This is a genomic window from Serratia sp. Tan611, assembly GCF_905188235.1.
Lineage (GTDB): Bacteria > Pseudomonadota > Gammaproteobacteria > Enterobacterales > Enterobacteriaceae > Serratia_B > Serratia_B rhizosphaerae.
In genome coordinates this window covers 452,854-475,534 of record NZ_LR994655.1, presented here as the reverse complement: position 1 = coordinate 475,534, position 22,681 = coordinate 452,854, and the positions used below count along the sequence as shown (strand labels likewise).

Annotated in this window: 22 protein-coding genes; 10 read left to right on the top strand and 12 right to left on the bottom strand. The window is 55.3% G+C overall.

The features are described 5' to 3' along the window. Window positions 1-10: 10 nt before the first annotated feature. From TAN611_RS02205 to rplU, 3 genes are all read right to left on the bottom strand, one after another. Window positions 11-982: a DMT family transporter gene (locus TAN611_RS02205; RefSeq protein WP_105229517.1), complete on the bottom strand. Its 972-nt coding sequence runs from the start codon at window positions 980-982 to the stop codon at window positions 11-13. Between the two features lie 121 nt (window positions 983-1,103). Then, window positions 1,104-1,361 (bottom strand): 50S ribosomal protein L27, encoded by a 258-nt coding sequence (gene rpmA / locus TAN611_RS02200; RefSeq protein ID WP_004933559.1) that lies wholly within the window; start codon window positions 1,359-1,361, stop codon window positions 1,104-1,106. A gap of 17 nt (window positions 1,362-1,378) precedes the next feature. Next, a complete protein-coding gene (rplU, locus tag TAN611_RS02195) occupies window positions 1,379-1,690 on the bottom strand; it encodes a 50S ribosomal protein L21 (protein ID WP_004933561.1) in 312 nt (103 codons plus the stop codon). A gap of 268 nt (window positions 1,691-1,958) precedes the next feature. Here rplU and ispB point away from each other — a divergent pair, with 268 nt between their 5' ends. Beyond that, the gene (gene ispB / locus TAN611_RS02190) at window positions 1,959-2,930 is read left to right on the top strand and encodes an octaprenyl diphosphate synthase (RefSeq protein WP_105229516.1); all 972 of its coding nucleotides are present in this window, start codon (window positions 1,959-1,961) and stop codon (window positions 2,928-2,930) included. A 39-nt stretch (window positions 2,931-2,969) separates the two neighbouring features. On the opposite strand, the gene TAN611_RS02185 is transcribed toward ispB, so the two are convergent. Continuing rightward, on the bottom strand, window positions 2,970-3,326 hold the full coding sequence (locus TAN611_RS02185) for a DNA-binding protein (protein ID WP_203067204.1): 357 nt from the start codon (window positions 3,324-3,326) through the stop codon (window positions 2,970-2,972). Window positions 3,327-3,594: 268 nt separating this feature from the next. Next, entirely contained in the window at window positions 3,595-3,951 is a 357-nt protein-coding gene (locus TAN611_RS02180) for a DNA-binding protein (protein WP_111738124.1), read from the bottom strand. Between the two features lie 178 nt (window positions 3,952-4,129). On the opposite strand from TAN611_RS02180, the gene TAN611_RS02175 reads away from it, so the two are divergent. Continuing rightward, complete coding sequence (locus tag TAN611_RS02175) at window positions 4,130-4,390, top strand: helix-turn-helix transcriptional regulator (RefSeq protein ID WP_105229514.1); 261 nt, start codon at window positions 4,130-4,132, stop codon at window positions 4,388-4,390. A 63-nt stretch (window positions 4,391-4,453) separates the two neighbouring features. Here TAN611_RS02175 and mdh read toward each other — a convergent pair whose 3' ends face one another. Beyond that, window positions 4,454-5,392, bottom strand: coding sequence for a malate dehydrogenase (mdh, locus tag TAN611_RS02170; RefSeq protein WP_105229513.1), 939 nt, complete (start codon window positions 5,390-5,392; stop codon window positions 4,454-4,456). 466 nt (window positions 5,393-5,858) lie between these two features. On the opposite strand from mdh, the gene argR reads away from it, so the two are divergent. The 3 genes from argR to yhcN (TAN611_RS02155) all read left to right on the top strand — a co-directional run bounded on the left by argR (window position 5,859) and on the right by yhcN (TAN611_RS02155) (window position 7,391). After that, window positions 5,859-6,329 (top strand): transcriptional regulator ArgR, encoded by a 471-nt coding sequence (gene argR, locus TAN611_RS02165; protein WP_041411702.1) that lies wholly within the window; start codon window positions 5,859-5,861, stop codon window positions 6,327-6,329. Window positions 6,330-6,734: 405 nt separating this feature from the next. Then, entirely contained in the window at window positions 6,735-6,998 is a 264-nt protein-coding gene (gene yhcN, locus TAN611_RS02160) for a peroxide/acid stress response protein YhcN (protein WP_105229512.1), read from the top strand. Between the two features lie 129 nt (window positions 6,999-7,127). After that, entirely contained in the window at window positions 7,128-7,391 is a 264-nt protein-coding gene (yhcN, locus tag TAN611_RS02155) for a peroxide/acid stress response protein YhcN (protein WP_105229511.1), read from the top strand. A 210-nt stretch (window positions 7,392-7,601) separates the two neighbouring features. Here the strand turns inward: yhcN (TAN611_RS02155) and mpl are convergent, their stop codons facing one another. Next, complete coding sequence (mpl, locus tag TAN611_RS02150; protein WP_111737858.1) at window positions 7,602-8,966, bottom strand: UDP-N-acetylmuramate:L-alanyl-gamma-D-glutamyl-meso-diaminopimelate ligase; 1,365 nt, start codon at window positions 8,964-8,966, stop codon at window positions 7,602-7,604. Between the two features lie 168 nt (window positions 8,967-9,134). Between mpl and fbp the strand changes: the two genes are divergently transcribed. Beyond that, entirely contained in the window at window positions 9,135-10,139 is a 1,005-nt protein-coding gene (gene fbp / locus TAN611_RS02145) for a class 1 fructose-bisphosphatase (protein WP_105229509.1), read from the top strand. A 63-nt stretch (window positions 10,140-10,202) separates the two neighbouring features. Here the strand turns inward: fbp and TAN611_RS02140 are convergent, their stop codons facing one another. Further along, entirely contained in the window at window positions 10,203-11,756 is a 1,554-nt protein-coding gene (locus TAN611_RS02140) for a methyl-accepting chemotaxis protein (RefSeq protein ID WP_197951058.1), read from the bottom strand. 1,004 nt (window positions 11,757-12,760) lie between these two features. Here TAN611_RS02140 and TAN611_RS02135 point away from each other — a divergent pair. Continuing rightward, window positions 12,761-13,051, top strand: a complete 291-nt coding sequence (locus TAN611_RS02135) for a hypothetical protein (protein ID WP_197951056.1) — start codon at window positions 12,761-12,763, stop codon at window positions 13,049-13,051. A 160-nt stretch (window positions 13,052-13,211) separates the two neighbouring features. Continuing rightward, window positions 13,212-13,742, top strand: a complete 531-nt coding sequence (ppa, locus tag TAN611_RS02130; protein WP_105229506.1) for an inorganic diphosphatase — start codon at window positions 13,212-13,214, stop codon at window positions 13,740-13,742. A gap of 54 nt (window positions 13,743-13,796) precedes the next feature. Here ppa and TAN611_RS02125 read toward each other — a convergent pair whose 3' ends face one another. Genes TAN611_RS02125 through TAN611_RS02115 form a run of 3 tightly spaced genes read right to left on the bottom strand, consistent with a single transcriptional unit; the run spans window position 13,797 to window position 19,701 of the window. After that, complete coding sequence (locus TAN611_RS02125) at window positions 13,797-14,144, bottom strand: gamma-glutamylcyclotransferase (protein ID WP_105229505.1); 348 nt, start codon at window positions 14,142-14,144, stop codon at window positions 13,797-13,799. A 2-nt stretch (window positions 14,145-14,146) separates the two neighbouring features. Next, window positions 14,147-17,968 (bottom strand): translocation/assembly module TamB domain-containing protein, encoded by a 3,822-nt coding sequence (locus tag TAN611_RS02120; RefSeq protein WP_111737860.1) that lies wholly within the window; start codon window positions 17,966-17,968, stop codon window positions 14,147-14,149. Then, window positions 17,965-19,701, bottom strand: a complete 1,737-nt coding sequence (locus TAN611_RS02115) for an autotransporter assembly complex family protein (protein WP_105229503.1) — start codon at window positions 19,699-19,701, stop codon at window positions 17,965-17,967. Before TAN611_RS02115 ends, TAN611_RS02120 begins: the two co-directional genes overlap by 4 nt. A 286-nt stretch (window positions 19,702-19,987) precedes the next feature. On the opposite strand from TAN611_RS02115, the gene msrA reads away from it, so the two are divergent. Beyond that, window positions 19,988-20,626, top strand: coding sequence for a peptide-methionine (S)-S-oxide reductase MsrA (msrA, locus tag TAN611_RS02110; RefSeq protein WP_105229502.1), 639 nt, complete (start codon window positions 19,988-19,990; stop codon window positions 20,624-20,626). Between the two features lie 185 nt (window positions 20,627-20,811). Next, window positions 20,812-22,143: a hemolysin family protein gene (locus TAN611_RS02105; protein WP_105229501.1), complete on the top strand. Its 1,332-nt coding sequence runs from the start codon at window positions 20,812-20,814 to the stop codon at window positions 22,141-22,143. Between the two features lie 102 nt (window positions 22,144-22,245). Here the strand turns inward: TAN611_RS02105 and TAN611_RS02100 are convergent, their stop codons facing one another. Then, window positions 22,246-22,452: a DUF1107 domain-containing protein gene (locus tag TAN611_RS02100; RefSeq protein ID WP_015670582.1), complete on the bottom strand. Its 207-nt coding sequence runs from the start codon at window positions 22,450-22,452 to the stop codon at window positions 22,246-22,248. Window positions 22,453-22,681 lie beyond the last annotated feature (229 nt).

Below are 22,681 nucleotides of genomic sequence, written 5' to 3'. Positions count from 1 at the left end.
TCTCCGTAAATCATTCACCGGGCTGCTTGATAGGAGCAACCAGGAGGTTTTCTGCCCGTCGCGGCCACCACCGGTGACCAATTGCGGAAAACATTGCGCCCGCAACCACCACAAAAGCGCCCACGTAACCGACGACATTCAACGTCGGGGCGGCAAACATCTGCGGCCATGCCAACGCCAATAAATCTGAAAACAACAGGGTAAACAGCGGCGTCAACGTTACTAACGCGCTCACCTGCGCCGCCTGCCAACGCGCCATCGCCTCCGCTAGCGCGCCATAGCCAATCAGCGTATTCGCGCCGCAAAACAGCAGGCAGGCCAGTTGCCAGCCGCTCAGCTGAAAAATCATCGCCGGCTGTGCCAGCGGGAATAATGCAACTGCACATAAAGTGTACAACATTACCAGGATCTGCGGCGACGCCAGCCGGCGCAACAAGACCTTTTGCGCCAGGCCATAGGTAACCCACACCGTCGCGGCACAGACACCCAACAGCACCCCCAGGGTGTAATCCGTCAGGCGGGTAAAAATCTCAACCAGACTGACGTTGAAAAACAGCATCAGCCCGCAAATCAGCATCAGCGCGCCAATCACCTGGGTAATACGCATCCGCTCTTTCAGGATCAGCACGCTGGCAAACATCATGCCCACCGGCGACAGCTGACCGATCACCTGCGAGGCCGTCGGGCTAAGGTACTGCAGCGAGGAGCTGAAAAATACGAAGTTCCCCAGCAGCCCGGCGGTGGCGATCGCCAGCAGCAGCAGCCAACGTGGCTGGCGAAAAATTTTCACCGGCGGCAAGCGGCCGCGCAGCGTCAGAATAATGCCCAACCCAATCGCCGCAATGCTAAAGCGATACCAGACGATGGTAAACGGCGTCATCACCTGGAGAACTTCTTTCATGGCTATCGGCAACGCACCCCAGCACACCGCCGTGGTTAACGCCAGAGAAATACCGACCCCGACCTGCTGTTTTGTTTCCATGCGTCATCTGCCTGCGCGCTGTCTATCCCGAATAGCCAAGGTTTGAAATGGGTTGGCTATAAATGTAAAAAGCCCCGCAACGAATTGCGGGGCTTACATCTATTTATTAAGGCTCGAAAAATTATTCAGCTTCGATGCTGATGAATTTACGATTGCTCGGGCCTTTAACTTCGAATTTGACTTTACCGTCTTTCAAAGCAAACAGAGTGTGGTCTTTGCCGCAACCTACGTTGGTGCCTGCATGGAACTTGGTGCCACGCTGACGAACGATGATGCTGCCTGCCAGTACTGCTTCGCCGCCAAAGCGTTTTACGCCCAGACGTTTAGCTTCTGAATCGCGACCGTTACGAGTCGAGCCGCCAGCCTTTTTGTGTGCCATTAATCCGCTCTCCTAACTTAAGCGCTGATGCCGGTGATTTTAACGTCAGTGAACCACTGACGGTGGCCCTGCTGCTTACGGTGGTGTTTACGACGACGAAACTTAACGATTTTAATTTTCTCGCCACGACCGTGTGCAACGACTTCAGCTTTGATCTTGCCGCCATCGACGAAAGGAACGCCGATTTTGATATCTTCGCCATTAGCGATCATCAGAATCTGGTCAAACTCAACCGCTTCACCAGTTGCGATGTCCAGCTTTTCCAAGCGAACGGTCTGACCTTCGCTTACTCGGTGTTGTTTACCACCACTTTGGAAAACCGCGTACATATAAAACTCCGCTTTCCGCGTGCTCGATGATTAGTACAGAGCGCGCTATAAATATTCACAATAGGGCGCGAATTCTACGCAAAAATACAGCACATGACAAGAGCAGAATCTCGACTGAAGTAGAAAAAAGAAGAAAAAAAGCACAGTTTCTTTCGTGGCGTTTATCTAAGCCGTTTTTCAAGTACAATCATAGGCACAGTTACCGCCATGTACCGATGTGAGCAGCGTTCTCATCGCGGTGAAGAGAAACACAGCTGAAAACAATACAATGAACCTAGATCAAATTATTGAGTTAACCGCGCAAGATATGGCGGCAGTGAATGCAACAATTCTCGAACAGTTGAATTCCGAAGTCACGCTCATCAATCAGCTTGGCTATTACATTATCAGCGGTGGCGGTAAACGCATCCGGCCGATGATCGCCGTCCTGGCAGCCCGGGCGCTGCAGTCGGAAGGTGACAAGCACGTGACCATCGCGGCGCTGATTGAGTTTATCCACACCGCGACCCTGCTGCATGACGATGTGGTTGACGAATCCGACATGCGCCGCGGCAAAGCAACCGCCAACGCCGCATTCGGCAACGCGGCCAGCGTGCTGGTCGGCGACTTTATTTATACCCGCGCTTTCCAAATGATGACCAGCCTGGAATCATTACGCGTGTTGGCGCTGATGTCGGAAGCGGTCAACGTGATTGCCGAAGGCGAGGTGCTGCAGTTGATGAACGTCAACGACCCGGATATCAGCGAAGAGAGCTATATGCGGGTGATCTACAGCAAGACGGCGCGTCTGTTTGAAGCCGCCGCGCAATCCTCCGCCATTTTATCCGGCGCCACGCCGGAGCAGGAGCAGGCGCTGCAGGATTACGGCCGCTATCTTGGCACCGCCTTCCAGCTGATTGACGATCTGCTGGATTACAGCGCCGACGGCAGCACACTGGGCAAAAACACCGGTGACGATCTGAATGAAGGCAAACCTACGCTGCCGCTGCTGCACGCCATGCATAACGGCAGCCCGGAGCAGGCGGCAATGATTCGCGGCGCCATCGAACAGGGTAACGGCCGTCATCTGCTGGAACCGGTGCTGGCAGCGATGGAACAGTGCGGCTCGCTGGTCTACACCCGCCAACGCGCGGAAGAGGAAGCCGACAAAGCCATCAGCGCGCTGGAAGCGCTGCCGCCGTCAGAATACCGCACCGCGCTGGAAGGACTGGCGCATCTGGCAGTACAGCGCGAATTTTAAGAAAATATTTCTCAATAGCTTCCGCGCATATCAAGGCGCTTATCGCTGGCGACGTTCAGCGATAAGCGCCAACAGCCCGCCAATGCCCTCACGTACCAGAAATGACAGCATCTGCTCCCTTTCATCATCCGACATATGGTGAAAATAGGCGATCCACACCGTCAGCGGATCCTGTCTTTCAGCAGTGTAATCTGCAGAATCCTCTTTCAGCATCAAAGCATTACGCACGCCCGGCGGCAGGCTGTCGATATGATATTCCACCGCTTTACCCTGTACGCCTTTCCGACGCTGACTCACCCATTTTTCCCGACGCGCCATCTGATTAATTCCCTGTGGCGAGGAAGGCAACCCCGCGATGCCCGTCAATTCCCTGGCAGATAACCACTCACTTTTCATAGCCATCGTCTCTGAAGATTATGCGCCACCATTATTTCTGGAAAAAAGTTATTTTTTAGAAATAATGGCGTTGTTTTTTCGTATCACCGGCTCACGTTTTATGAACGATTAATACGAACGCGTTAGTTATACCACTAACGCCACTTTGGCTAATCACAAAAAGAAGATCAACATGAATGCGCCGCGTTGGGAGGAGTGGCACATCTGGCGGGGCTGCGCGAGTTTTAAGAAATGAGCGCCTAATGCTCCCCAGGCGCTTTAGCGGTGCTTATCGCTGACGCCCCTCGGCGATAAGCGCCAGCAGTCCGCCAATGCCCTCACGCAACAAAAACGCCTGTATCCGCTCCCTTTCATCATCCGACATATGGTGAAAATAGGCGATCCACACCGTCAGCGGATCCTGTCTTTCAGCAGTGTAACCAGCAGAATCCTCTTTCAGCATCAAAGCATTACGCACGCCTGGCGGCAGGCTGTCGATATGATATTCCACCGCTTTGCCCTGTACGCCTTTCCGACGCTGACTCACCCATTTTTCCCGACGCGCCATCTGATTAATTCCCTGTGGCGAGGAAGGCAACCCCGCGATGCCAGTCAATTCCTTGGCAGAAAACCACTCACTTTTCATAGCCATCGTCTCTGAAGATTATGCGTCACCATTATTTTTGGAAAGCAAAGGGTTGTTTTTGGAAAAACAATGGTATTCTTGTTTCCGTATAACCGATTCACGTTGTACGAACGATTAATACGAACGCGTTAGTTATACCACTAACGTCACTTTGGCTAATCAAAAAAGGAAGATCAACATGAATTCAAGGAGTGAAGATTGGCATCCTGCCGATGTCATCGCAGCATTACGCAAGAAAGGCACCACTCTGGCAGCGGTATCGCGCAGCGCCGGGCTCAGTTCGTCGACGCTGGCTAACGCCCTGTCCCGCCCCTGGCCGAAAGGCGAGTGGCTGATCGCCGAGGCGCTGAATGTTCACCCTTCAGAGATCTGGCCAAGCCGCTATTTCGATCCCAAGACCCGGCGCTTGCTGGACCGCAAGAGTCGGATCAAATCCTGACGTCAGGGCATAAAAAAACCGCCGGAATCACTCCGGCGGCCTTTATCTGACGCTACGGGTCAATCAGTTATTGATAAACGTCTCGCCCAGTTCGATATCTTTATGCAGAACGTCCAGCATATCATTCAGCGCTTTCTGCTCAAAGGCGCTCAGCGTGCCGATATCTTTACGTTCTTCAACGCCGTTTTTACCCAGCAGCAGCGGCTGTGCGAAGAAGCGCGCATATTTGCCGTCGCCTTCCACATAGGCGCATTCGACAACGCCTTGCTCACCCTGCAGCGCACGCACCAGAGACAAACCAAAGCGCGCCGCCGCCTGGCCCATGGACAGCGTAGCCGATCCGCCGCCGGCTTTGGCTTCAACCACTTCAGTACCCGCGTTCTGAATACGCTTGGTCAGGTCGGCCACTTCCTGATCGGTAAAGCTCACGCCCGGAATCTGGGACAGCAGAGGCAGAATGGTTACGCCAGAGTGGCCGCCGATGACCGGCACGTTCAGCTCTTCCGGCTTTTTGCCTTTCAGCTCAGCCACGAAGGTGTTGGAACGGATAATATCCAGCGAAGTCACGCCGAACAGTTTGTTTTTGTCGTACACGCCTGCTTTCTTCAGCACTTCCGCCGCAATGGCAACGGTGGTGTTCACCGGGTTGGTGATAATACCGATGCACGCTTTCGGGCAGGTTTTCGCCACTTGTTCAATCAGGTTACGCACGATGCCGGCGTTAACGTTGAACAGGTCGGAACGATCCATACCCGGCTTGCGCGCTACGCCGGCGGAAATCAGCACCACATCGGCGCCCTGCAGCGCTGGCGTGGCGTCTTCACCGCTGAAGCCTTTAATGCTAACGGCGGTCGGAATGTGGCTTAAGTCAACGGCAACGCCTGGCGTAACGGGGGCAATGTCGTAGAGGGAGAGTTCAGAACCTGCAGGTAGCTGGGTCTTGAGAAGAAGGGCAAGGGCCTGGCCAATACCGCCAGCTGCACCGAGAACTGCAACTTTCATCCTATACTCCTTGTATTATCTTAAATATAAAAGCGCCGTGAATTCTGGGTTACGGAACTTATGTTATCACGCCTTTAAAAACAATCTCTTAACAGTTGGACTGAGAGCTGACGCAATAAAATAGCCGTGATCGCGGACATTTTAGATTAAATAACGTGTGCATGAAGGGCATAGCGCACAGTAATCGAAAATTGTGCGAGGTTATTCACGCGCAAGTTAACCGGCCGTTACATTACACCCTTACGCAACATCAGAACAACATCATTTTAATAACATTTTATTTACCCTTTCCCCGCGATGAATCCTGTGAGAAAGGGCATATTCATGACAATCGTATTTTGTTAAAATAACGCCCTTTCCCTGTCGTTCCGGCCATTTTTTTGCTGGTCGACCTCCGCTTTTATTGCATAAAAATTCATCTATATGCATAATAATGACATCTATTGGCAACATTCCACGGTGCAAAATGCGTAATCCCGCAAAGCAGGAAGATCTGATCAAAGCGTTCAAGGCGTTATTGAAGGAAGAGAAATTCAGTTCGCAAGGCGAGATCGTTTTGGCGCTGCAAGAAGAAGGCTTCGAAAACATTAACCAATCCAAAGTATCACGCATGCTGACCAAGTTCGGCGCGGTACGTACGCGTAATGCAAAAATGGAGATGGTATATTGCCTTCCCGCCGAGCTGGGGGTGCCTACCACCACCAGCCCGCTGAAGAATCTAGTGCTCGACGTTGACCACAATGACGCCGTGGTGGTGATTCATACCAGCCCTGGCGCAGCACAATTGATCGCCCGCCTGCTCGACTCGCTGGGCAAGTCAGAAGGTATCCTCGGCACCATCGCCGGTGATGACACCATCTTCGTTACGCCGGCCAGCGCCTTCACCGCCCGCCAGCTGTATGAGGCCATTCTGGCGTTGTTCGAACAGGAACTGTAATCATCTATCCCTATCACTACGCGGTCTACGACCGCGTATCCAGCACGCTCTTCACCTTCCCCACGCCATTGCATAGTTTTTCGCTGTCACGCCAATAACGACGATCGCCCCGTGGATATCATTATTTGTAGCATTTCATCACTGCGCTTTTCCGCTGATACCTGATTCCGCACTTTTCGACAAAGTCGCTCACTTGCTTGATATTACAGAAATTTAACATCAAAAGACCATTTTATAATCACTTTTTATTCCTGCCGGTTATAAGAAATGGTAAGCACAATGATAAAGTTTCATAGGGAATTGTTAGCAAACTATTAATTTTTCGGGTTACTAGCTGTATACTCCTTTCCGTGACATGAATCACAGTTCACAGGAACTGATAAAAGAATTCTACGAGGTCAAATCATGAAAGTTAAAACTACTGTTGTGACTCTTGGCGTACTGTCCATGCTTTCATTCGGCACTTTTGCAGCACAATCCGTTAGCACGGAGCAGGCAGCAAAATTGCAGCCGGCAGGCACCATTACCGTCAGCGGCGTTGCCGCAGCGCCTTCCGATATCCGTCAGGCACTGTCTGATAAAGCCGATGCCAAAGGCGCCACCGCTTTTCGCGTGATTGAAGCGCGTAATGAAGGCAACTTCCACGCCACGGCAGAAATCTACAAATAAGTACTCAAAGAACGCTCCGGTAACGGACGAATAAATCTCTGGCAACGCTATACCCATAACGGTCTTCAAGAATAAAAAAACAACCCGTCCTTCCAGGCCGTTACCGATTAGCATCAAGGACTTACCATCATGAACATGAAATTTTCGATTGCAGCGATGGCGCTGCTGTCAGCCGTCTCTTTTGGCGCTTCCGCCGCCACGCTGGTGAGCAATGAACAGGCCAGCACCCTGCAGTCTGTCGGCACCGTGACCGCCGCCGGCGTCGCCGGTTCACCGTCGGACATTCGTCAGGCGCTGTCCGATAAGGCCGACCAACAGGGCGCCACAGCCTACCGTATTATTGAAGCCCGTGAGAACGGCAACTGGCACGCCACGGCCGAAATCTATAAATAACCATTCAGGGACGTGTCTACTGAGCTGATTATCCTCGTCACTGCCACTGCCGAGTTCTGACGTTGACACGCATTCCCTGAAGAACCCCTCGTCGTCCTATCCGACGAAACCCCATTGCCCCCGCTTGCGGGGGCTTTTTTTATGGGCAAGAAAAAAGCCGCAAAGCGGCTTTTTATCATCAGCATGTAACGCCAGCATCGGCCCGTCGGTTTACTTTGCCCGCTGCGCCAACGCCGCCAGCAGCTTATCGTGAATACCGCCGAAACCGCCGTTGCTCATCACCAGAATATGATCGCCCGGCTGAGCGGTTTTCACCACCATCTCCGCCAGCGTATCCACGTCGGCGCTCCAGTGGGCCGGCTGCACGCAGGCTTCCGCCACTTCCGCCACCTGCCACGGGTTATGGTCCGGCTGATACAGGAACACTTCATCGGCACGGCCAAGGGCAGGTGCCAAATCGTTTTTGCTGATGCCCATCTTCATAGTGTTGGAGCGCGGCTCCAGCACCGCCAAAATACGCGCGGTGCCGCCCACTTTGCCGCGCAGCGCTGCTAGGGTGGCCAAAATCGCCGTCGGATGATGGGCAAAATCATCATAGACCGTCACACCGTTGGCTTCACCGCGCAGTTCCAGACGGCGGCGGGCGTTGATAAAATCGCCCAGCGCACGGCAGGCATCGGCCGGCGCAACACCGACATGGCGGGCTGCCGCAATCGCCATCAGGCCATTGTGCATATTGTGTTCCCCCACCAGCGACCAGTTGACCTCGCCCACTTTCTCGCCGTTCAGCCAGACGGCGTAATGGCTGGCGTCGGTGGTCAGCTTCTCGGCGCGCCAGGTTCCCTCTTCGCCCACCAGTTCCTGCTCGCTCCAGCAGCCCATTGCCATCACTTGTTTCAGGTTGGCGTCATTGTCCGGCAGAATGATTTTGCCCTGGCCCGGCACAATACGCACCAGATGGTGAAACTGTTTCTGGATGGCCTTCAGGTCGTCGAAAATATCCGCGTGGTCAAACTCCAGATTGTTCATGATCAGCGTACGTGGGCTGTAATGCACAAACTTGGAACGCTTGTCAAAGAAGGCGCTGTCGTACTCATCGGCCTCAATCACAAAGAACGGGCTGCCGCCCAGCCGCGCGGAAACGTCAAAGTTGCCGGGTACGCCGCCGATCACAAAACCGGGCTGATAACCACAGGCTTCCAGGATCCAGGCCGCCATACCGGCGGTGGTGGTTTTACCGTGGGTGCCGGCCACCGCCAGCACCCAACGGTCACGCAGCACATAGTCGTGCAGCCACTGCGGACCGGATACATAGGGGATACCCTGCTCCAGCACCGCTTCAACGCACGGATTACCACGCGTCATGGCGTTGCCGATGATCACCAGATCCGGCGCCGGATCCAGCTGTGCCGGATCGTACCCCTGGATCAGCGCGATCCCCTGGTTTTCCAGCAACGTGCTCATCGGTGGATAGACGTTAGCGTCAGAACCCGTGACCTCATGTCCAAGCGAGCGGGCCAGTACCGCCAGTCCGCCCATAAAGGTGCCACAGATGCCAAGAATGTGAATGCGCATAGGTTTCTCATTTGAGTACGTCGAATGTACGCTTATTCTAACGCTCAGAATCGTCCAGAAGAAATGGATTTGCCTATGAATAGCGCGACGCTTTGGGCTACACTGCTGGCACAAACGTTGGCGGTTTGTTAAAAACTGCTATCCATCCGTAGATTCAGGGATTGTGTCATGAAAACGTTAGGCGAATTTATCGTCGAGAAACAACACGACTTCTCTCACGCCACCGGCGAATTGACCGCACTGCTGTCGGCCATCAAACTGGGCGCAAAAATCATCCACCGCGACATCAACAAAGCGGGTCTGGTGGATATTCTGGGCACCAGCGGCGTTTCCAACGTACAGGGCGAAGTTCAGATGAAACTGGACCTGTACGCGAACGAAAAGCTGAAAGCAGCGCTGAAAGCGCGCGGCGAAGTGGCGGGCATCGCTTCTGAAGAAGAAGACGAGATCGTCATCTTTGACGGCGACCGTGCTGAAAACGGCAAGTATGTAGTGCTGATGGATCCGTTGGACGGCTCGTCCAACATAGATGTTAACGTCTCCGTCGGGACGATCTTCTCCATCTATCGCCGTATCACCCCTATCGGCACTCCGGTGACCGAAGAAGACTTCCTGCAGCCGGGCAGCGCCCAGGTCGCGGCCGGTTACGTGGTTTACGGCTCTTCCACCATGCTGGTGTACACCACCGGTTATGGCGTCCATGCCTTTACCTACGATCCTTCGCTGGGCGTGTTCTGCCTCTCCCATGAGAAAGTGCGCTTCCCGGAATCCGGCAATATGTATTCCATCAACGAAGGCAACTACATCAAGTTCCCTCTCGGCGTGAAGAAATACATCAAATACTGTCAGGAACAGGACGAAGCAACGCAGCGCCCTTACACCTCACGCTATATCGGATCTCTGGTTGCCGATTTCCACCGCAACCTGCTGAAGGGCGGCATTTATATTTACCCAAGCACCGCCAGCCATCCGCAAGGCAAGCTGCGTTTGCTGTATGAATGCAACCCGATGGCGTTTCTGGCCGAACAGGCCGGCGGTAAAGCCAGCGACGGTAAAACCCGTATCCTGGACATCACGCCGCAGAAACTGCACCAGCGTGCGCCATTCTTCGTCGGCACCAAATCGATGGTAGAAGACGCCGAACGCTTTATCGCCGACTATCCGGACGAGTAACGCCTTCGATGCCGGGGCCGTCAGGCCCCACGGCGCAGCACGCTGCGCCGTCATCGCGTTATATTATAGCTTGAACGCCGCCATGCTCTGCGCCAGCGACTGGGCCTGTTCCTCCAGCGAGCGCGTTGCGGCGGCGGATTCTTCCACCAGTGCCGCATTCTGCTGCGCCACCTGATCCATCTGCGCCACCGCCAGATTCACCTGTTCGATTCCGCTGCTCTGCTCGCGGGTCGCCGCCGAGATTTCACGCATCAGCGCCGTGACGCGCCCGACTTCATCGGCAATGCCGTTCATGGTTTGCGCCGCTGACTCCGCCATCTGTTCACCCTCTTGCACCCGCGCCTGCGACGCTTCAATCAGCCCTTTAATCTCCTTGGCCGACTGCGCGCTGCGCTGCGCCAGACTGCGTACTTCGCCGGCGACGACGGCAAAGCCGCGCCCCTGCTCACCGGCCCGCGCGGCCTCAACGGCCGCATTCAACGCCAGAATATTGGTCTGAAACGCGATGCCGTCCATCACGCTGATAATATCGGCAATGCGGCGGGAACTGTCGGTGATCGCCAGCATTTTGTCTTTGACCTGACTGACCACGTCGCTGCCGCGATCGGCGACATCAGACACGCTGAGCGCCAGTTGATTGGCCTGCTCGGCATTTTCCGCATTCATTTTAACCGTTGAGGTCAGCTGTTCCATGCTGGCGGCGGTCTCTTCCAGCGAAGCTGCCGACTCCTCAGTACGCTGCGCCAGGTGAACGTTGCCGGCCGCCAACTCGCGAGAGCCAACGTCAATCTGGCTGCTGGCGTCGCGCACTTTGCTGACCGACATCACCAGCGACTGCTGCATGCGCTGCATCGCCCGGATCAAACGGCCCATTTCCGTCTCTCCTTCGCCGCGGATCTCGCGGGTCAGATCGCCGTTGGCGATATGCTCCAGCTCGGCGATCGACGCATCCAGCGGGCGTAGAATGATCAGCCGCAGGGCAAACCAGGCCAGCACCGCCAGCAGCACGCTGACTATCCCGGCCGCCGCGATTAACGCAATCTTGGTGCTGGCGTTGCCCTCTGCGTCACTCACCTGTAGCTGCCCGGTTTCCATGGCAAAACGGCGGAATTCACTCAGATCGTTTTCAAATGCGATGCTCAGCTTAGAAATTCGCGTTTCCTGAATATGGTAGTACTCGTCAATCTGGCCGGCTTTGATGGCATCGGCCATCGGACGCACGCCCTGTTCCTGGTAAGCGCGATAACTGGCCTGCAAATGCTCGGACAACTCTTTGCCACGCTCGGTGACCGTCCCCACGCCGACGAACTTCGCCATTTCACGCTGCGACTGCGCCAGATAGCCGTAAATACGCCCGACTGTAGCGTCAGACACTGCGATCTGGCCCACTTCACGCTGGCGTACCGCCAGAGACGCGGCGGTACGCGCGCGCAGCGTCAGGTTGGAACTGTTCGCCAGCGACCCCAGCTCCTCGCCCAGGATCTGGTTCAGGGTATGCAGCGAGCGCGACCCCTGGTTGATGGCATTGACACCGATAATGCTGACCATAATCAGCAATACCGTCAGCAGGCTAAGCAGGGCAAGCAGCCCGGCCTTCACCGTAATTTTATTTAGCATGGATTCTTCCTGGCTATCGACAATAAGTGGTTACTGAGATGTAGGGTGGTAAGACGCAGGACGTCACCGCAGCACGTCATTGTTATTTGCTAGGTTATCGACAACCGAGGAGGAAACTTGATGCTGAACAAGAATTAATCCCCAAAATTCCCCGTGCAGACAGGGCATCGATGGTGAGCGTCACGGCATATATCATGGTCAGTGCGGGAGCACTATACGCGTCCCAACCAACAGGCAATACTGATTCCGGTGAAGCAATCTTATCTTGCGATTGGTCATGGCGCGCTATCGAAATATCATCACACTTAAAACAAATAGGCACTATAGCATTCACCACAATCAGTCAATGAGTAATTAAAAGCAGAAAATGAAAAGGGAAAAGCAAATGGATAATTACCGTATAAGTCATCGAAGAAATATAACCCCAGATTAAACCACAGGCTAAATTGATTACACTTCAGATATTACCGCTATTTTATCAGGCGTAAAACCAAACCGAATAAAATAAACAGACATACAAGCGTCATGATGAATCTGACTTGTCGACACCCGGCTCTCAGATGCTGTCTGATACCTCTCCGCAAGGTACCAAACATGGGCAATCAACCGCTGCCCCCCAACGAGGAGAGCAGATCATACCCGTTTAACGGTCAAATCAAGCAAATCTATATATAATAAAAATGCTATCGAATAATAATAAATTAATACCTTATGAGTAATTAAACAAAGACAACATTCATTGATCCACAACAAGAATAAAGGCTTTCGATAACAGGCATACTTTACTACCATTAGCCCAGCAGATCTTAAAGACGAATTATTCCCTCGTTCTCTGCAATCAGGCAGAACCATATATCAAAAAACAAATATGGTTTCTGTAAAAAATCAACCACCAAGAATAATATTGGCGTTTTATCTTAGGGCTCGTTATTTAAACACCCATCGATTTAAATGATTTAACGTTTGAATATTACAGGAAATTTTATCACTCAAGGAGATTTATCATGAGAGAACTGTCTGTAAGCGAACAGCAGGAAGTCAGCGGCGGTCTGTTTGGCCTTATCACCGCGCCTATCGGCGGCATTCTCGGCGCCGCGATCGGCTCCATCGTTGATGCCGGCAACCGTCTTTCCGGCCGTGACTCTAACTTCAAAGGGTCAGGCGCGCTGCTGGGCGCCGGCATCGGCGCAGCGGTAGGCTTGTCGCCACTGACCGCCATCCTCGGCATCGGCTCCGGTATTGTCTCCATCGTCCGCAACGGCCTCGGCCTCAAGGCGCAAAAACCGACGTTCTAAGCCCCTTCCGGCAATCGCTGCGGGACAAGACCCGCGGCGATTGCCGTCTGTCCTAAATGCTCGCACATACCATACCTGAAGCCAAAAAGGTCATTACTTTGATCACGTTTTGGCTATAATACCCGGCACTCCATTTCTGGTTTGAAAAAAGGAAACCGACATGAGCTTGAATCAGGTACCTGCGGGTAAAGACCTGCCAGAAGACATCTACGTTGTGATCGAAATCCCGGCCAACGCTGACCCGATCAAATATGAAGTTGACAAAGAAACCGGAGCGCTGTTCGTTGACCGTTTCATGTCCACCGCGATGTTCTATCCGTGCAACTACGGCTACATCAACAACACCCTGTCTCTGGATGGCGACCCGGTTGACGTGCTGGTGCCAACCCCGTACCCGCTGCAGCCAGGCTCAGTGATTCGCTGCCGTCCGGTTGGCGTACTGAAAATGACCGACGAAGCCGGTGAAGACGCCAAACTGCTGGCCGTACCGCACAGCAAGCTGAGTAAAGAGTACGATCACATCAAAGACGTGAACGACCTGCCAGAACTGCTGAAAGCCCAGATCGCTCACTTCTTCGAGCACTACAAAGATCTGGAAAAAGGCAAGTGGGTGAAAGTTGAAGGTTGGGACGACGCCGCTGCCGCTAAAGCAGAGATCGTGGCTTCCTTCGAGCGCGCCGCTAAAAAATAATTTTTTGCGCCGCCGATGAAAAAAAAAACACCGCTCAATGAGCGGTGTTTTTTATTATGCTTCGTCGTGACGCTTCAGCCAGTCACCGCTTTCAATCAGCGGATACCCCTCTACGCTGTGTCGATACAGGTAGATCCACGCACTACCATAAGGCGTCTGGATCAGTTCGCGCTTATAGTCCTTGGTGTTGCTTTTAAGCTCGTCAAGCTCGGCCAAAATCGATGAGTTAATACGGTACACCTCACAGTGTATCGTGCCCTCTCCAGGGATCGCTGCCGGGTAATGGCCCAGATTATAAATCTGATAGCCGTCGAGCTCATGCTCGCCTAACCATTGGGCGTTGGTCATCCAATGGCTGTTTCCCTGTTTGCGTCGTAAACTGCCGTAGACAATTATTCGCATTGCTAAAACTCAAACTGATAGAGCAAATCTAGCGCCTGGTCGAGACCAGACACCGCTTCAAGATACAACTTAGGCATCAGGCGGTAACGCAACGTCAACGTAGCCAGCGAGTCGAAAATACCCACCCCATATTTTACTTGTAAGCCGGGGAGAACATAACCACTCACGACAACCTGGGAGCTGTCGCCAACGCCGGCGGTATCAAGTGCCAGATTACTAACGCCAAATGCTTCGCCGATTTTACCCACAAGTTGACCACTTTGTGCAACCCCCATGCCAATTAACATCGACGTCATCGCGTTGCCGTCGGCGCCGGAGTTGCTGAGGCCCTGTCCGCGCAGCAGGTAAGACAGCGCCTCTTGCTGCGATTTGGCCGGATCGGAGAACACTTCCAGCTTCGGCGCGTCCGCCAGTCCGGTGACGCGCACCCCGGCGGTCACATCATCCTCGGTGGCCTCCGGGTTACGAATCGCCTCCATATTCAAGTATGGCTGATCCGGCGGGCCTGAGAACAATAATTGTCCCTTACGTACGATAAGATCCTGACCATAGGCGTGGAAACGGCCGGCCGGGATATCAATCTGGCCGTTCAGCCCCAGGCCACGCTTATCCTGCACCACTTTCAGGTCGCCCTTGAGCCGAGCCTTCAGACCGAACGCATCCAGCCGCACATCGTCGCCCACGTGAATCATCAGGTTGCTGTTAATCGCCACCGCGGTGCTCTTCGGCTGGATAGGTTTCAGCTGTTTATCCAGCATCACTTCATCCGACGAGACGCCGACCGCGCTTTCCGGCAACTCCTGCACGGTAATGCGCGCCCATGGGATATCCACATTGCCGTTCAGCGAGAACAGCTGCGGCGTTGCTTCAAACACCAGATCCGGTGACACGTCGATACGCACCATCGGCGGCACCGTCACCCGCAGTTTGTCGCCCTTCGCGGCGATGCGCGCCCGCCAGGCGTTGATATCGCGCCAGTCGGCATCGCCGGTCAGGTTCAGTTGGCCGCGCGTGGTGGTAATGAGGCCATCCAGCGTCGAATTCATGCCGTTGAAGTCAATCGCCAGCCGGCCGTCGGTCATATCGAACGGCATCCAACTGCCGTCAATATCCACCTTGTCCAGCGCCAGACGCCCATATACCAGCGGTTTTTGCGCATTGCCGCCCAGCCGCAGATTGGCGTTCAGCATACCGGCGGCTTTTTCACCCTGCATCAGCGCCGGGTTGATCATCGCCAGAGAAATATTGGCGATATTGACGTTACCGGCGATATTGCGCTGCTTCTGCGGGTCGGTCACCTGGATGTTACCGTCCAGTTGGCCGTTGTTATGCAGCTTAATCAGCCAGTCGGCCTGCGCGCGACCGTTGTTAACACCCGCGTTGAGGTTCAGCGTATCAAAGGCGATCGGCAGCGCGTTGCCCTGCACCTGCTGCACTACTTTCACCCCGTTGCCCACCAGCGATACCTTCGCCTGCGGCAGCGCGGCGCCCTCTTTCCAGCTCACGTCGGCACGGCCGGTAAAGACGCCGTTCAGTGCGGTTTCCGGGCCAAGGAACGGTTTGATCATTTTCAGATCAAAGCGGTTCAGCACCACGCTGGCCTGGCCATTGGCGGCGCTGGCTTCGATGGTTTTCGGCACGCAGACTTCGGCATCCGGGTTCTGCCAGCAGTGCGGGCCGACGCTGATTTTTTGCTGGGTATTCAGATAGTCCAGCGCGATGGCGCGCGTCAGGCGCCATTCGCCTACCGGCGTATCAAAACGGGTATTGTTCAGATTGCCGCGCCAGCGCTGCTGCTGGCGATCGAAGCTGCCCGCCAGCGCCAGCTGGCCGGAGACCGGCTTGCCGTCAACCTTCAACTGCAGCGTGTGCTGCTTTTCCGTGCCCTTAGCGTCAAGCTGCAGCAGGTTCACCTCCAGCGCATCCTGCTTCAGCTGCTCGACCCGCACCGCCAGCTGGCCCTGAATCTGATCGGTGGAGCGCACGTCGCCGTCTACTTTCACCCGTTTGATATGCAGCGCCTGCCATTGCAGGCCGGACGCGGTCAGGTCCGCCAGCAGCTGCGGCGCCTGCAGATTGCCGCGCAGCTTCAGTAAGCCCTTCGCCGTGCCGCCCAGACCCGGCAGCGCGCCGTCCAGCTGCGGCGCGTCGATGTTGGCGTCCAGATTCCAGCTTTTCTCGTCCAGTTGCCCTTTCACGTTCAGGCTATTACGCCCCAGCGCCAGGTCGACGCCGGGAATCTTCCACTGGCCGGCGGCGTTGCCGCTCAGCGAGCCGCGAGCCGACACCTTGTTCTGCTTCACGTTGCCGTCCAGCTGCAGCGTCGGCACCTGTAGCTGCCAGCTGCCGCCGTACAGACTGCCGCGGGTGGTGATTTTGCCGTTCAGCTTCGCCGGCCATTCCGGCCACTGTTTGGCGGTATTGATGCCGCTGAGCGTCAACTGCGACGTCCAGCTGATGGCCTTGCTCCAGTCCACCAGCGCGGTCAGGTCGGTATTGCCCTGCAGCGCTGCCAGACGCAGGCGGTTAAGTCTGAACTGCTCGACGTTGCCTTTACCGTCCAACGTCAGCAGCGCCGGCGGCAGATCCTGCCCTTTGATATCGGCGCGCGTCGACAGCGCATAGTCGGTGGCTTTGCCGTTAAGGCGCAGACGTAAGTCATTCACCTGGTACTGAGATACGCCGGTAAGCGGCCACTTCAGCCGTTTGCTCTGCAGCGTCAGCGAGAGCGGTAAACCCGCCTCTGCCAGCTCGGTCTGCAGATCGAGCTGCGCCCCCACCGGTCCGGACAGGTTCAGCGCTACGTTCAACGCTTCACGCAGGCCGCCGCCGAGGGTCAGCTTCACCTTTTCGCCTTTCAGCGGATCGATATTCAGCGTGCTGTTGGCGCTCATCTGCACCGGCCAGTTATCTTTCAGCGTGGCCTGGCCGTGCGCGAACAGCGTGCCCTGCGGCGACCTGACGTCAAAGTTGTCCAGCTGGATATGCTGGTCCTTGGTGCTGGCCTTCAGCAGCAGGCTGGTGATCAGCACGTCGGTATCGCCGGTCAGACGCAGCTGTTCACCGCGGATCTCTTTCACCGTGATATCCAGCGGCAGACGCACTTCCGGCAGATCCGGCAGCAGCGGCTTGGCAAACAGTTCTTTCAACGTCTCGCCCAGCGGTTTCTCTTCCGGCTGCGGCGCCGCTTTCGGCGCATCGCCCGCTTTCTCTCCGGCTTTCTTCACCATATCGACCGCCGGCTGTACTTCTTCCGGTAGCGGATTGGCCGGCGTTTTCGGCAGGGCAATCAACAGCGAAGCGATTTTGGTCGGCTGCAGTTGCAGCGCGCGCTCCTGCCATTCGGCACCGGTGCTGAACTCCCCGAGTGAAATGGCGGTGTCGTCAACGTTGACCTTGACGTTATTCAGCGCCAGTTTGCGCAGGATAATCGGGTAGGGAGTGCTGAGATCGGTGGTTGGTTCGCTGCTCTCCGCCGCCGGCTCGGACGGCGCCATTTCGCTGGTTTTCACCACCACGTCGACGTCATCAGCGGTCAAGGCGTTCACACACAGCGAACTGCGTTTAAAACATGACAAATCGAGTGACAGATGGAACTGGCCGGCATTCACCGTCACGCCCGGCATCTGGTATTTCACGCCTTTCAACGTCAGATCGCGCCAGCCGCCGCTGACGCTGGCGATATCCAGCCCCGGCACCCAGCGCGCCGCGCCGTTGAGCACCATATGCAGACCGCTGGTGGTGCCGAGCAGGTAGGCAACGCCTCCCACCAGCAACAGCAGAACGATCAGCGCCCCAAGACAAATCTTTTTCACCAGGCTCATAGTTCAGGCCCCAAACCGATATAGAACTGCATCCCGTGGGTTTCCTTATCCCCGACCGGGGCGGCAATATCCAGTTTCACCGGCCCGACCGGCGATTGCCAGCGCACGCCAACGCCCGCGCCGGTTTTGAAATTGCTCTGTTTGATATCATTCACCGCTTCGCCGGAGTCGACGAACACTGCGCCCCACCACTTGCCGGTCACGTTGTATTGATACTCCAGCGAGCCGGTCAGCATCTTAGAGGCGCCGGTCAGCTTGCCGTCTGCGTCACGCGGCGAGATGTCTTTATATTTGTAGCCGCGGATGCTGCGGTCGCCGCCGGCGAAGAAGCGCAGATCCGGCGGCACCTTATCGAAATCATTGGTTTCAATCCAACCCACCTGACCACGCGCCACAAAGCGGTGTTTATCCGCCAGCGTGCGGATCCAGACGTTCTGCGCCTGCAGCAGCGCAAAATCGACGCCTGAGCCCCAGGTGGTATCGGAAACGTCAATGGAATAGCGCTGGCTGTCGCCCCAGGTCGGCATCAGACCGCCGCGCGAGCGGGTGCGGCTGAGGCTGGCGCCCGGATACAGCAGCACGGTGGTGTTGGTGACATTACCTTGGGTAAAGTGGTCAAAACGACCGGTCATATTGATGGCGTACTGCCAGCCGCTGGATTTATCCCAGTTGCGCGATACCACCACCTTGGTGCTGTCTGACTTGGTGTCGTTCAGGTCGCTGCGCTTATAGCCGCCCTGCATCAGGTAATACTCTTCCAGCGGGCTCTTCTGCAGCGGAATTTTATACGTCAGATCCAGCTGCTGCTCCGGCGCCGAAATATAGGCGCTGGTTTCCAGACTGTGGCCGCGATCGTTCAGCCAGGGCTTCTTCCAGGTGCCCTTTATCCGCGGCCCGACGTCGGTGGAATAACCCACGCCGGTTTCCAGCGTATTGCGGCTGCGCGGCGTCACCAGCGCATCCAGCGGCAGGATCTTGCTCTCTTTGGCATCTTCAAAATCAGGCGACACCACCACCGAGTTAAACCAGTTGGTGGCAGACAAACGGCGGTTCAGCTCGGCCAAATCCTGCGAGCTGTAATACTCCCCCTGATGGAAGGGGATCAGGTTTTGCAGATAGTCTTCGCGGATTTGCGAACCTTCGAACTTCACTTTACCAAAGCGGTAGCGCTCGCCGCTGTTAAAGTCGAAATCCCAGTACGCCTTACGCAGCTCTTCCGACACACCCAGTTGGCTCTTGGTCATCTCGGCGTCAAAGTAGCCTTTGCGCAGCGCCAGACCGCTCAGGGAGCTTTTAAAGCTTTCATAGGTGCCGTGGTTAAGGATCTCGCCGATGGTCGGCCGTCCCTTCTTCACCAGCGCCAGATAGTCTTCATCGGTTTTAGCGCCGCCTTCCAGCGTGATATTGGCGCCGGCAATACGCACCGGCTCGCCGGGCTTAACCTTGGCATGCAGCACCGGACGCGACAGCTTGGGGTTGTCGTCGAGAGTAAATTCAATGGTCGGCTCATAATAGCCCAGCGCGCGCAGCCCCTGACGCACCGCCTGCTCTACCCGCGCACGAAAGCGACCGTCGGCGCTCACCTCTTCGGGGGTGATGGCTGACAGACGAACCCGCACGTTTTTTTCCAACTCTCCGCTCAGCCCTTCGACCTGCAGCCGCAAATTGGCCGACAGCGCCGCAGGCGCGACAAATAGCGCGCATAAAACGCAAAGGACACGGTAACGTGGCACACGTTCTCCTTAATTTATTGTACTTTCCTGTAAAAACCGTCGTTCAGATCGCCAGACCATGCCGCCACGCTATCAAAATGGCGACTCTCCCATGGCCGACTCCCACCGACCTGCGCACAAATTGGCATAAACAGGACGTATTCTTGGCTTTTTGCGCTCAAAAGACTGCGTTAAGCTTACACATAAACGCAACATCGGCCTTATTGTGGGCAAATAAGCGACGAGTTACAACTCGCACAATGCCGTCTGGGGCCAATTCTTATGAAGACAACAGGAGTCAATCGCGGTGCAAAATACAGATAAATCTCGCCTGGTCGACCAGGCCAACGCGCTGCCGGGGCGCGCCACGCCGGTGCCGGTCGCCGCACTCAACATCGTCACTCAGCACTCTATGACAGAGGTGCCGGCCGGTATGGACGTGGCGATTTTCGCCATGGGCTGCTTCTGGGGGGTCGAGCGCCTGTTCTGGCAACAGCCGGGCGTCTACAGCACCGCCGCCGGCTACACCGGCGGCTACACGCCGAATCCGGCCTACCATGAGGTGTGCACCGGCCAGACCGGCCACGCCGAAGCGGTGCGCGTGATCTTCGATCCGAAAGTCATCAGCTATCCGCAGCTGCTGCAGGTGTTCTGGGAAAATCACGATCCGGCCCAAGGCATGCGTCAGGGCGGCGATATCGGTACCCAGTACCGTTCTGCAATCTACTACCTGACGCCGGAGCAGCAGGCCGACGCCGAGCGCAGCCTGGCCAGCTTCCAACAGGCGATGGACACCGCGGGAGACCAGCGCGTCATCACCACCGAAATCGCCCCGGCCGCGCCGTTCTACTACGCCGAAGACGACCACCAGCAATACCTGGAAAAGAATCCGGGCGGCTACTGCGGGCTGGGCGGCATCGGCGTTTGTCTGCCCCCGCAGGCCTAACGCGTTAATTTTTAACCACTGGCGGGCCTTATCGGGCTGCTGCTATACTATCCAGGCCGCCGATACGCGGCCTGCTTTTTGCTTCGGCAAAACGGGCGCTGTCAAACGCGTCCGGCAACTCTTTTTTACAATGTATTGCCCTTCCTCAAGAGCGCCGTCATCCCGTCGGCACGTATGGATAGATTATGTTAAACAGTATTTTACTGATTCTTTTTCTGATCGCAGTGAGCGCCTTCTTCTCTGTATCGGAAATTTCTCTGGCCGCCTCGCGCAAGATTAAACTGAAGCTGATGGCTGACGAAGGTAACGTCAACGCGGCCAAAGTGCTGAAACTGCAAGAAACACCCGGCCTGTTCTTTACCGTGGTGCAAATCGGCCTTAACGCCGTCGCCATTTTGGGCGGTATCGTCGGCGACGCGGCATTCTCCCCGAGCTTTCAGGTGCTGTTCGATCGCTTCCTGTCGCCGGAACTGTCGCAACAGCTCAGCTTTATCTGCTCATTCGTACTGGTCACCAGCCTGTTTATCCTGTTCGCAGATCTCACCCCGAAGCGCATCGGTATGATTGCACCAGAGGCGGTCGCCGTCCGGATCATCAACCCGATGCGTTTCTCGATCATGATTTTCCGTCCGCTGGTCTGGCTGTTCAACGGTATGGCGAACCTGATTTTCCGCCTGTTCAAACTGCCGATGGTGCGTAAAGACGACATCACGTCCGACGATATTTACGCCGTGGTGGAAGCTGGCGCGCTGGCCGGCGTACTGCGCAAGCAGGAGCATGAGCTGATTGAGAACGTGTTCGAGCTGGAATCACGTACCGTACCTTCCTCGATGACCTCCCGTGAAAGCGTGGTCTATTTCGACCTGCGCGAGAGCGAAGAGAGCATTAAAGAGAAAGTCTCCACCCATCCGCACTCTAAATTCCTGGTGTGTGACGGTCATATCGATCAGGTAGTGGGCTATGTGGATTCCAAAGACCTGCTGAACCGCGTACTGGGCAATCAGAGCCTGGTGCTGAGCAGCGGCGTACAGATCCGCTCCGCGCTGATTGTGCCGGATACCCTGACGCTGTCCGAGGCGCTGGAAAGCTTTAAGGCGGCCGGCGAAGACTTCGCGGTGATCCTGAACGAATATGCGCTGGTGGTGGGGATTATCACGCTCAACGACGTGATGACCACCCTGATGGGCGACCTGGTGGGGCAAGGGCAGGAAGAGCAAATCGTCGCACGCGACGAAAACTCCTGGCTGATTGAAGGTGGTACGCCAATCGACGACGTGATGCGCGTGCTGGATATTGACGAGTTCCCGCAGGCGGGCAACTATGAAACCATCGGCGGCTTTATGATGTATATGCTGCGCAAGATCCCGAAACGCACCGACTTCGTCAAATATGCTGGCTACAAGTTTGAAGTGGTCGATATCGACAGCTACAAGATCGACCAGCTGCTGGTCACCAAGCTGAGCGATAAGCCGGCGGCGACGCTGCCGAAAGCGGCGGATGAAAACCTGCCGGCCTGATGCGCTACGGCCATTAAAAACATCAGCGGCCCCGTTTGGGGCCGCGCTTACATCTGTACGCTGTTATCGCGGCAGCCCTCAAGCTACAGCCATAACAACGTTTTAACCCATTTCCGATTGCAAAAGCAGCACTTGCCGATTAACTTCAGACATCACGCTGAGATGACGCTTGTCGCGGACTTTCGGCACCAGGATTCGGCCTTTGTCGAATTCAAATGCACCAACGTCCTTGATATATAAACGTCCGCGGAATAGGGTCTTCACATATTTGGCAATTTTCAAAGGGTTATAACGCTGGAAGATTCTCATTTTGTTCTGTGCTCCTCCGTTGGACCTAGCGTTCATTCGAACCGCTAATCGGGCGGTTTCTTATACAAGAACGCAATTGATTGCAGTGGTGTAGACCTAGTTAAGACCATTTTGTTCACTTTCGCCTGGACGTCTTCACTGGATTTACACTTGTTGACAGATTTGTATATGATTATTTACGGCATATTCAGAATATCCCTTCAAAATAAAGGCGTTAGAGACCGATAGG

Coding starts and splice junctions, on each gene's coding strand:
- rpmA (WP_004933559.1), bottom strand. CDS start 1,361: ATGGCACACAAAAAGGCTGGCGGCTCGACTCGTAACGGTCGCGATTCA.
- mdh (WP_105229513.1), bottom strand. CDS start 5,392: ATGAAAGTTGCAGTTCTCGGTGCAGCTGGCGGTATTGGCCAGGCCCTT.
- ppa (WP_105229506.1), top strand. CDS start 13,212: ATGAGCTTGAATCAGGTACCTGCGGGTAAAGACCTGCCAGAAGACATC.
- TAN611_RS02175 (WP_105229514.1), top strand. CDS start 4,130: ATGAATTCAAGGAGTGAAGATTGGCATCCTGCCGATGTCATCGCAGCA.
- ispB (WP_105229516.1), top strand. CDS start 1,959: ATGAACCTAGATCAAATTATTGAGTTAACCGCGCAAGATATGGCGGCA.
- mpl (WP_111737858.1), bottom strand. CDS start 8,966: ATGCGCATTCACATTCTTGGCATCTGTGGCACCTTTATGGGCGGACTG.
- TAN611_RS02120 (WP_111737860.1), bottom strand. CDS start 17,968: ATGAGCCTGGTGAAAAAGATTTGTCTTGGGGCGCTGATCGTTCTGCTG.
- yhcN (WP_105229512.1), top strand. CDS start 6,735: ATGAAAGTTAAAACTACTGTTGTGACTCTTGGCGTACTGTCCATGCTT.
- TAN611_RS02125 (WP_105229505.1), bottom strand. CDS start 14,144: ATGCGAATAATTGTCTACGGCAGTTTACGACGCAAACAGGGAAACAGC.
- argR (WP_041411702.1), top strand. CDS start 5,859: ATGCGTAATCCCGCAAAGCAGGAAGATCTGATCAAAGCGTTCAAGGCG.
- TAN611_RS02140 (WP_197951058.1), bottom strand. CDS start 11,756: ATGCTAAATAAAATTACGGTGAAGGCCGGGCTGCTTGCCCTGCTTAGC.
- rplU (WP_004933561.1), bottom strand. CDS start 1,690: ATGTACGCGGTTTTCCAAAGTGGTGGTAAACAACACCGAGTAAGCGAA.
- TAN611_RS02135 (WP_197951056.1), top strand. CDS start 12,761: ATGAGAGAACTGTCTGTAAGCGAACAGCAGGAAGTCAGCGGCGGTCTG.
- yhcN (WP_105229511.1), top strand. CDS start 7,128: ATGAACATGAAATTTTCGATTGCAGCGATGGCGCTGCTGTCAGCCGTC.
- fbp (WP_105229509.1), top strand. CDS start 9,135: ATGAAAACGTTAGGCGAATTTATCGTCGAGAAACAACACGACTTCTCT.
- TAN611_RS02100 (WP_015670582.1), bottom strand. CDS start 22,452: ATGAGAATCTTCCAGCGTTATAACCCTTTGAAAATTGCCAAATATGTG.
- TAN611_RS02105 (WP_105229501.1), top strand. CDS start 20,812: ATGTTAAACAGTATTTTACTGATTCTTTTTCTGATCGCAGTGAGCGCC.
- TAN611_RS02205 (WP_105229517.1), bottom strand. CDS start 982: ATGGAAACAAAACAGCAGGTCGGGGTCGGTATTTCTCTGGCGTTAACC.
- TAN611_RS02185 (WP_203067204.1), bottom strand. CDS start 3,326: ATGAAAAGTGAGTGGTTATCTGCCAGGGAATTGACGGGCATCGCGGGG.
- TAN611_RS02180 (WP_111738124.1), bottom strand. CDS start 3,951: ATGAAAAGTGAGTGGTTTTCTGCCAAGGAATTGACTGGCATCGCGGGG.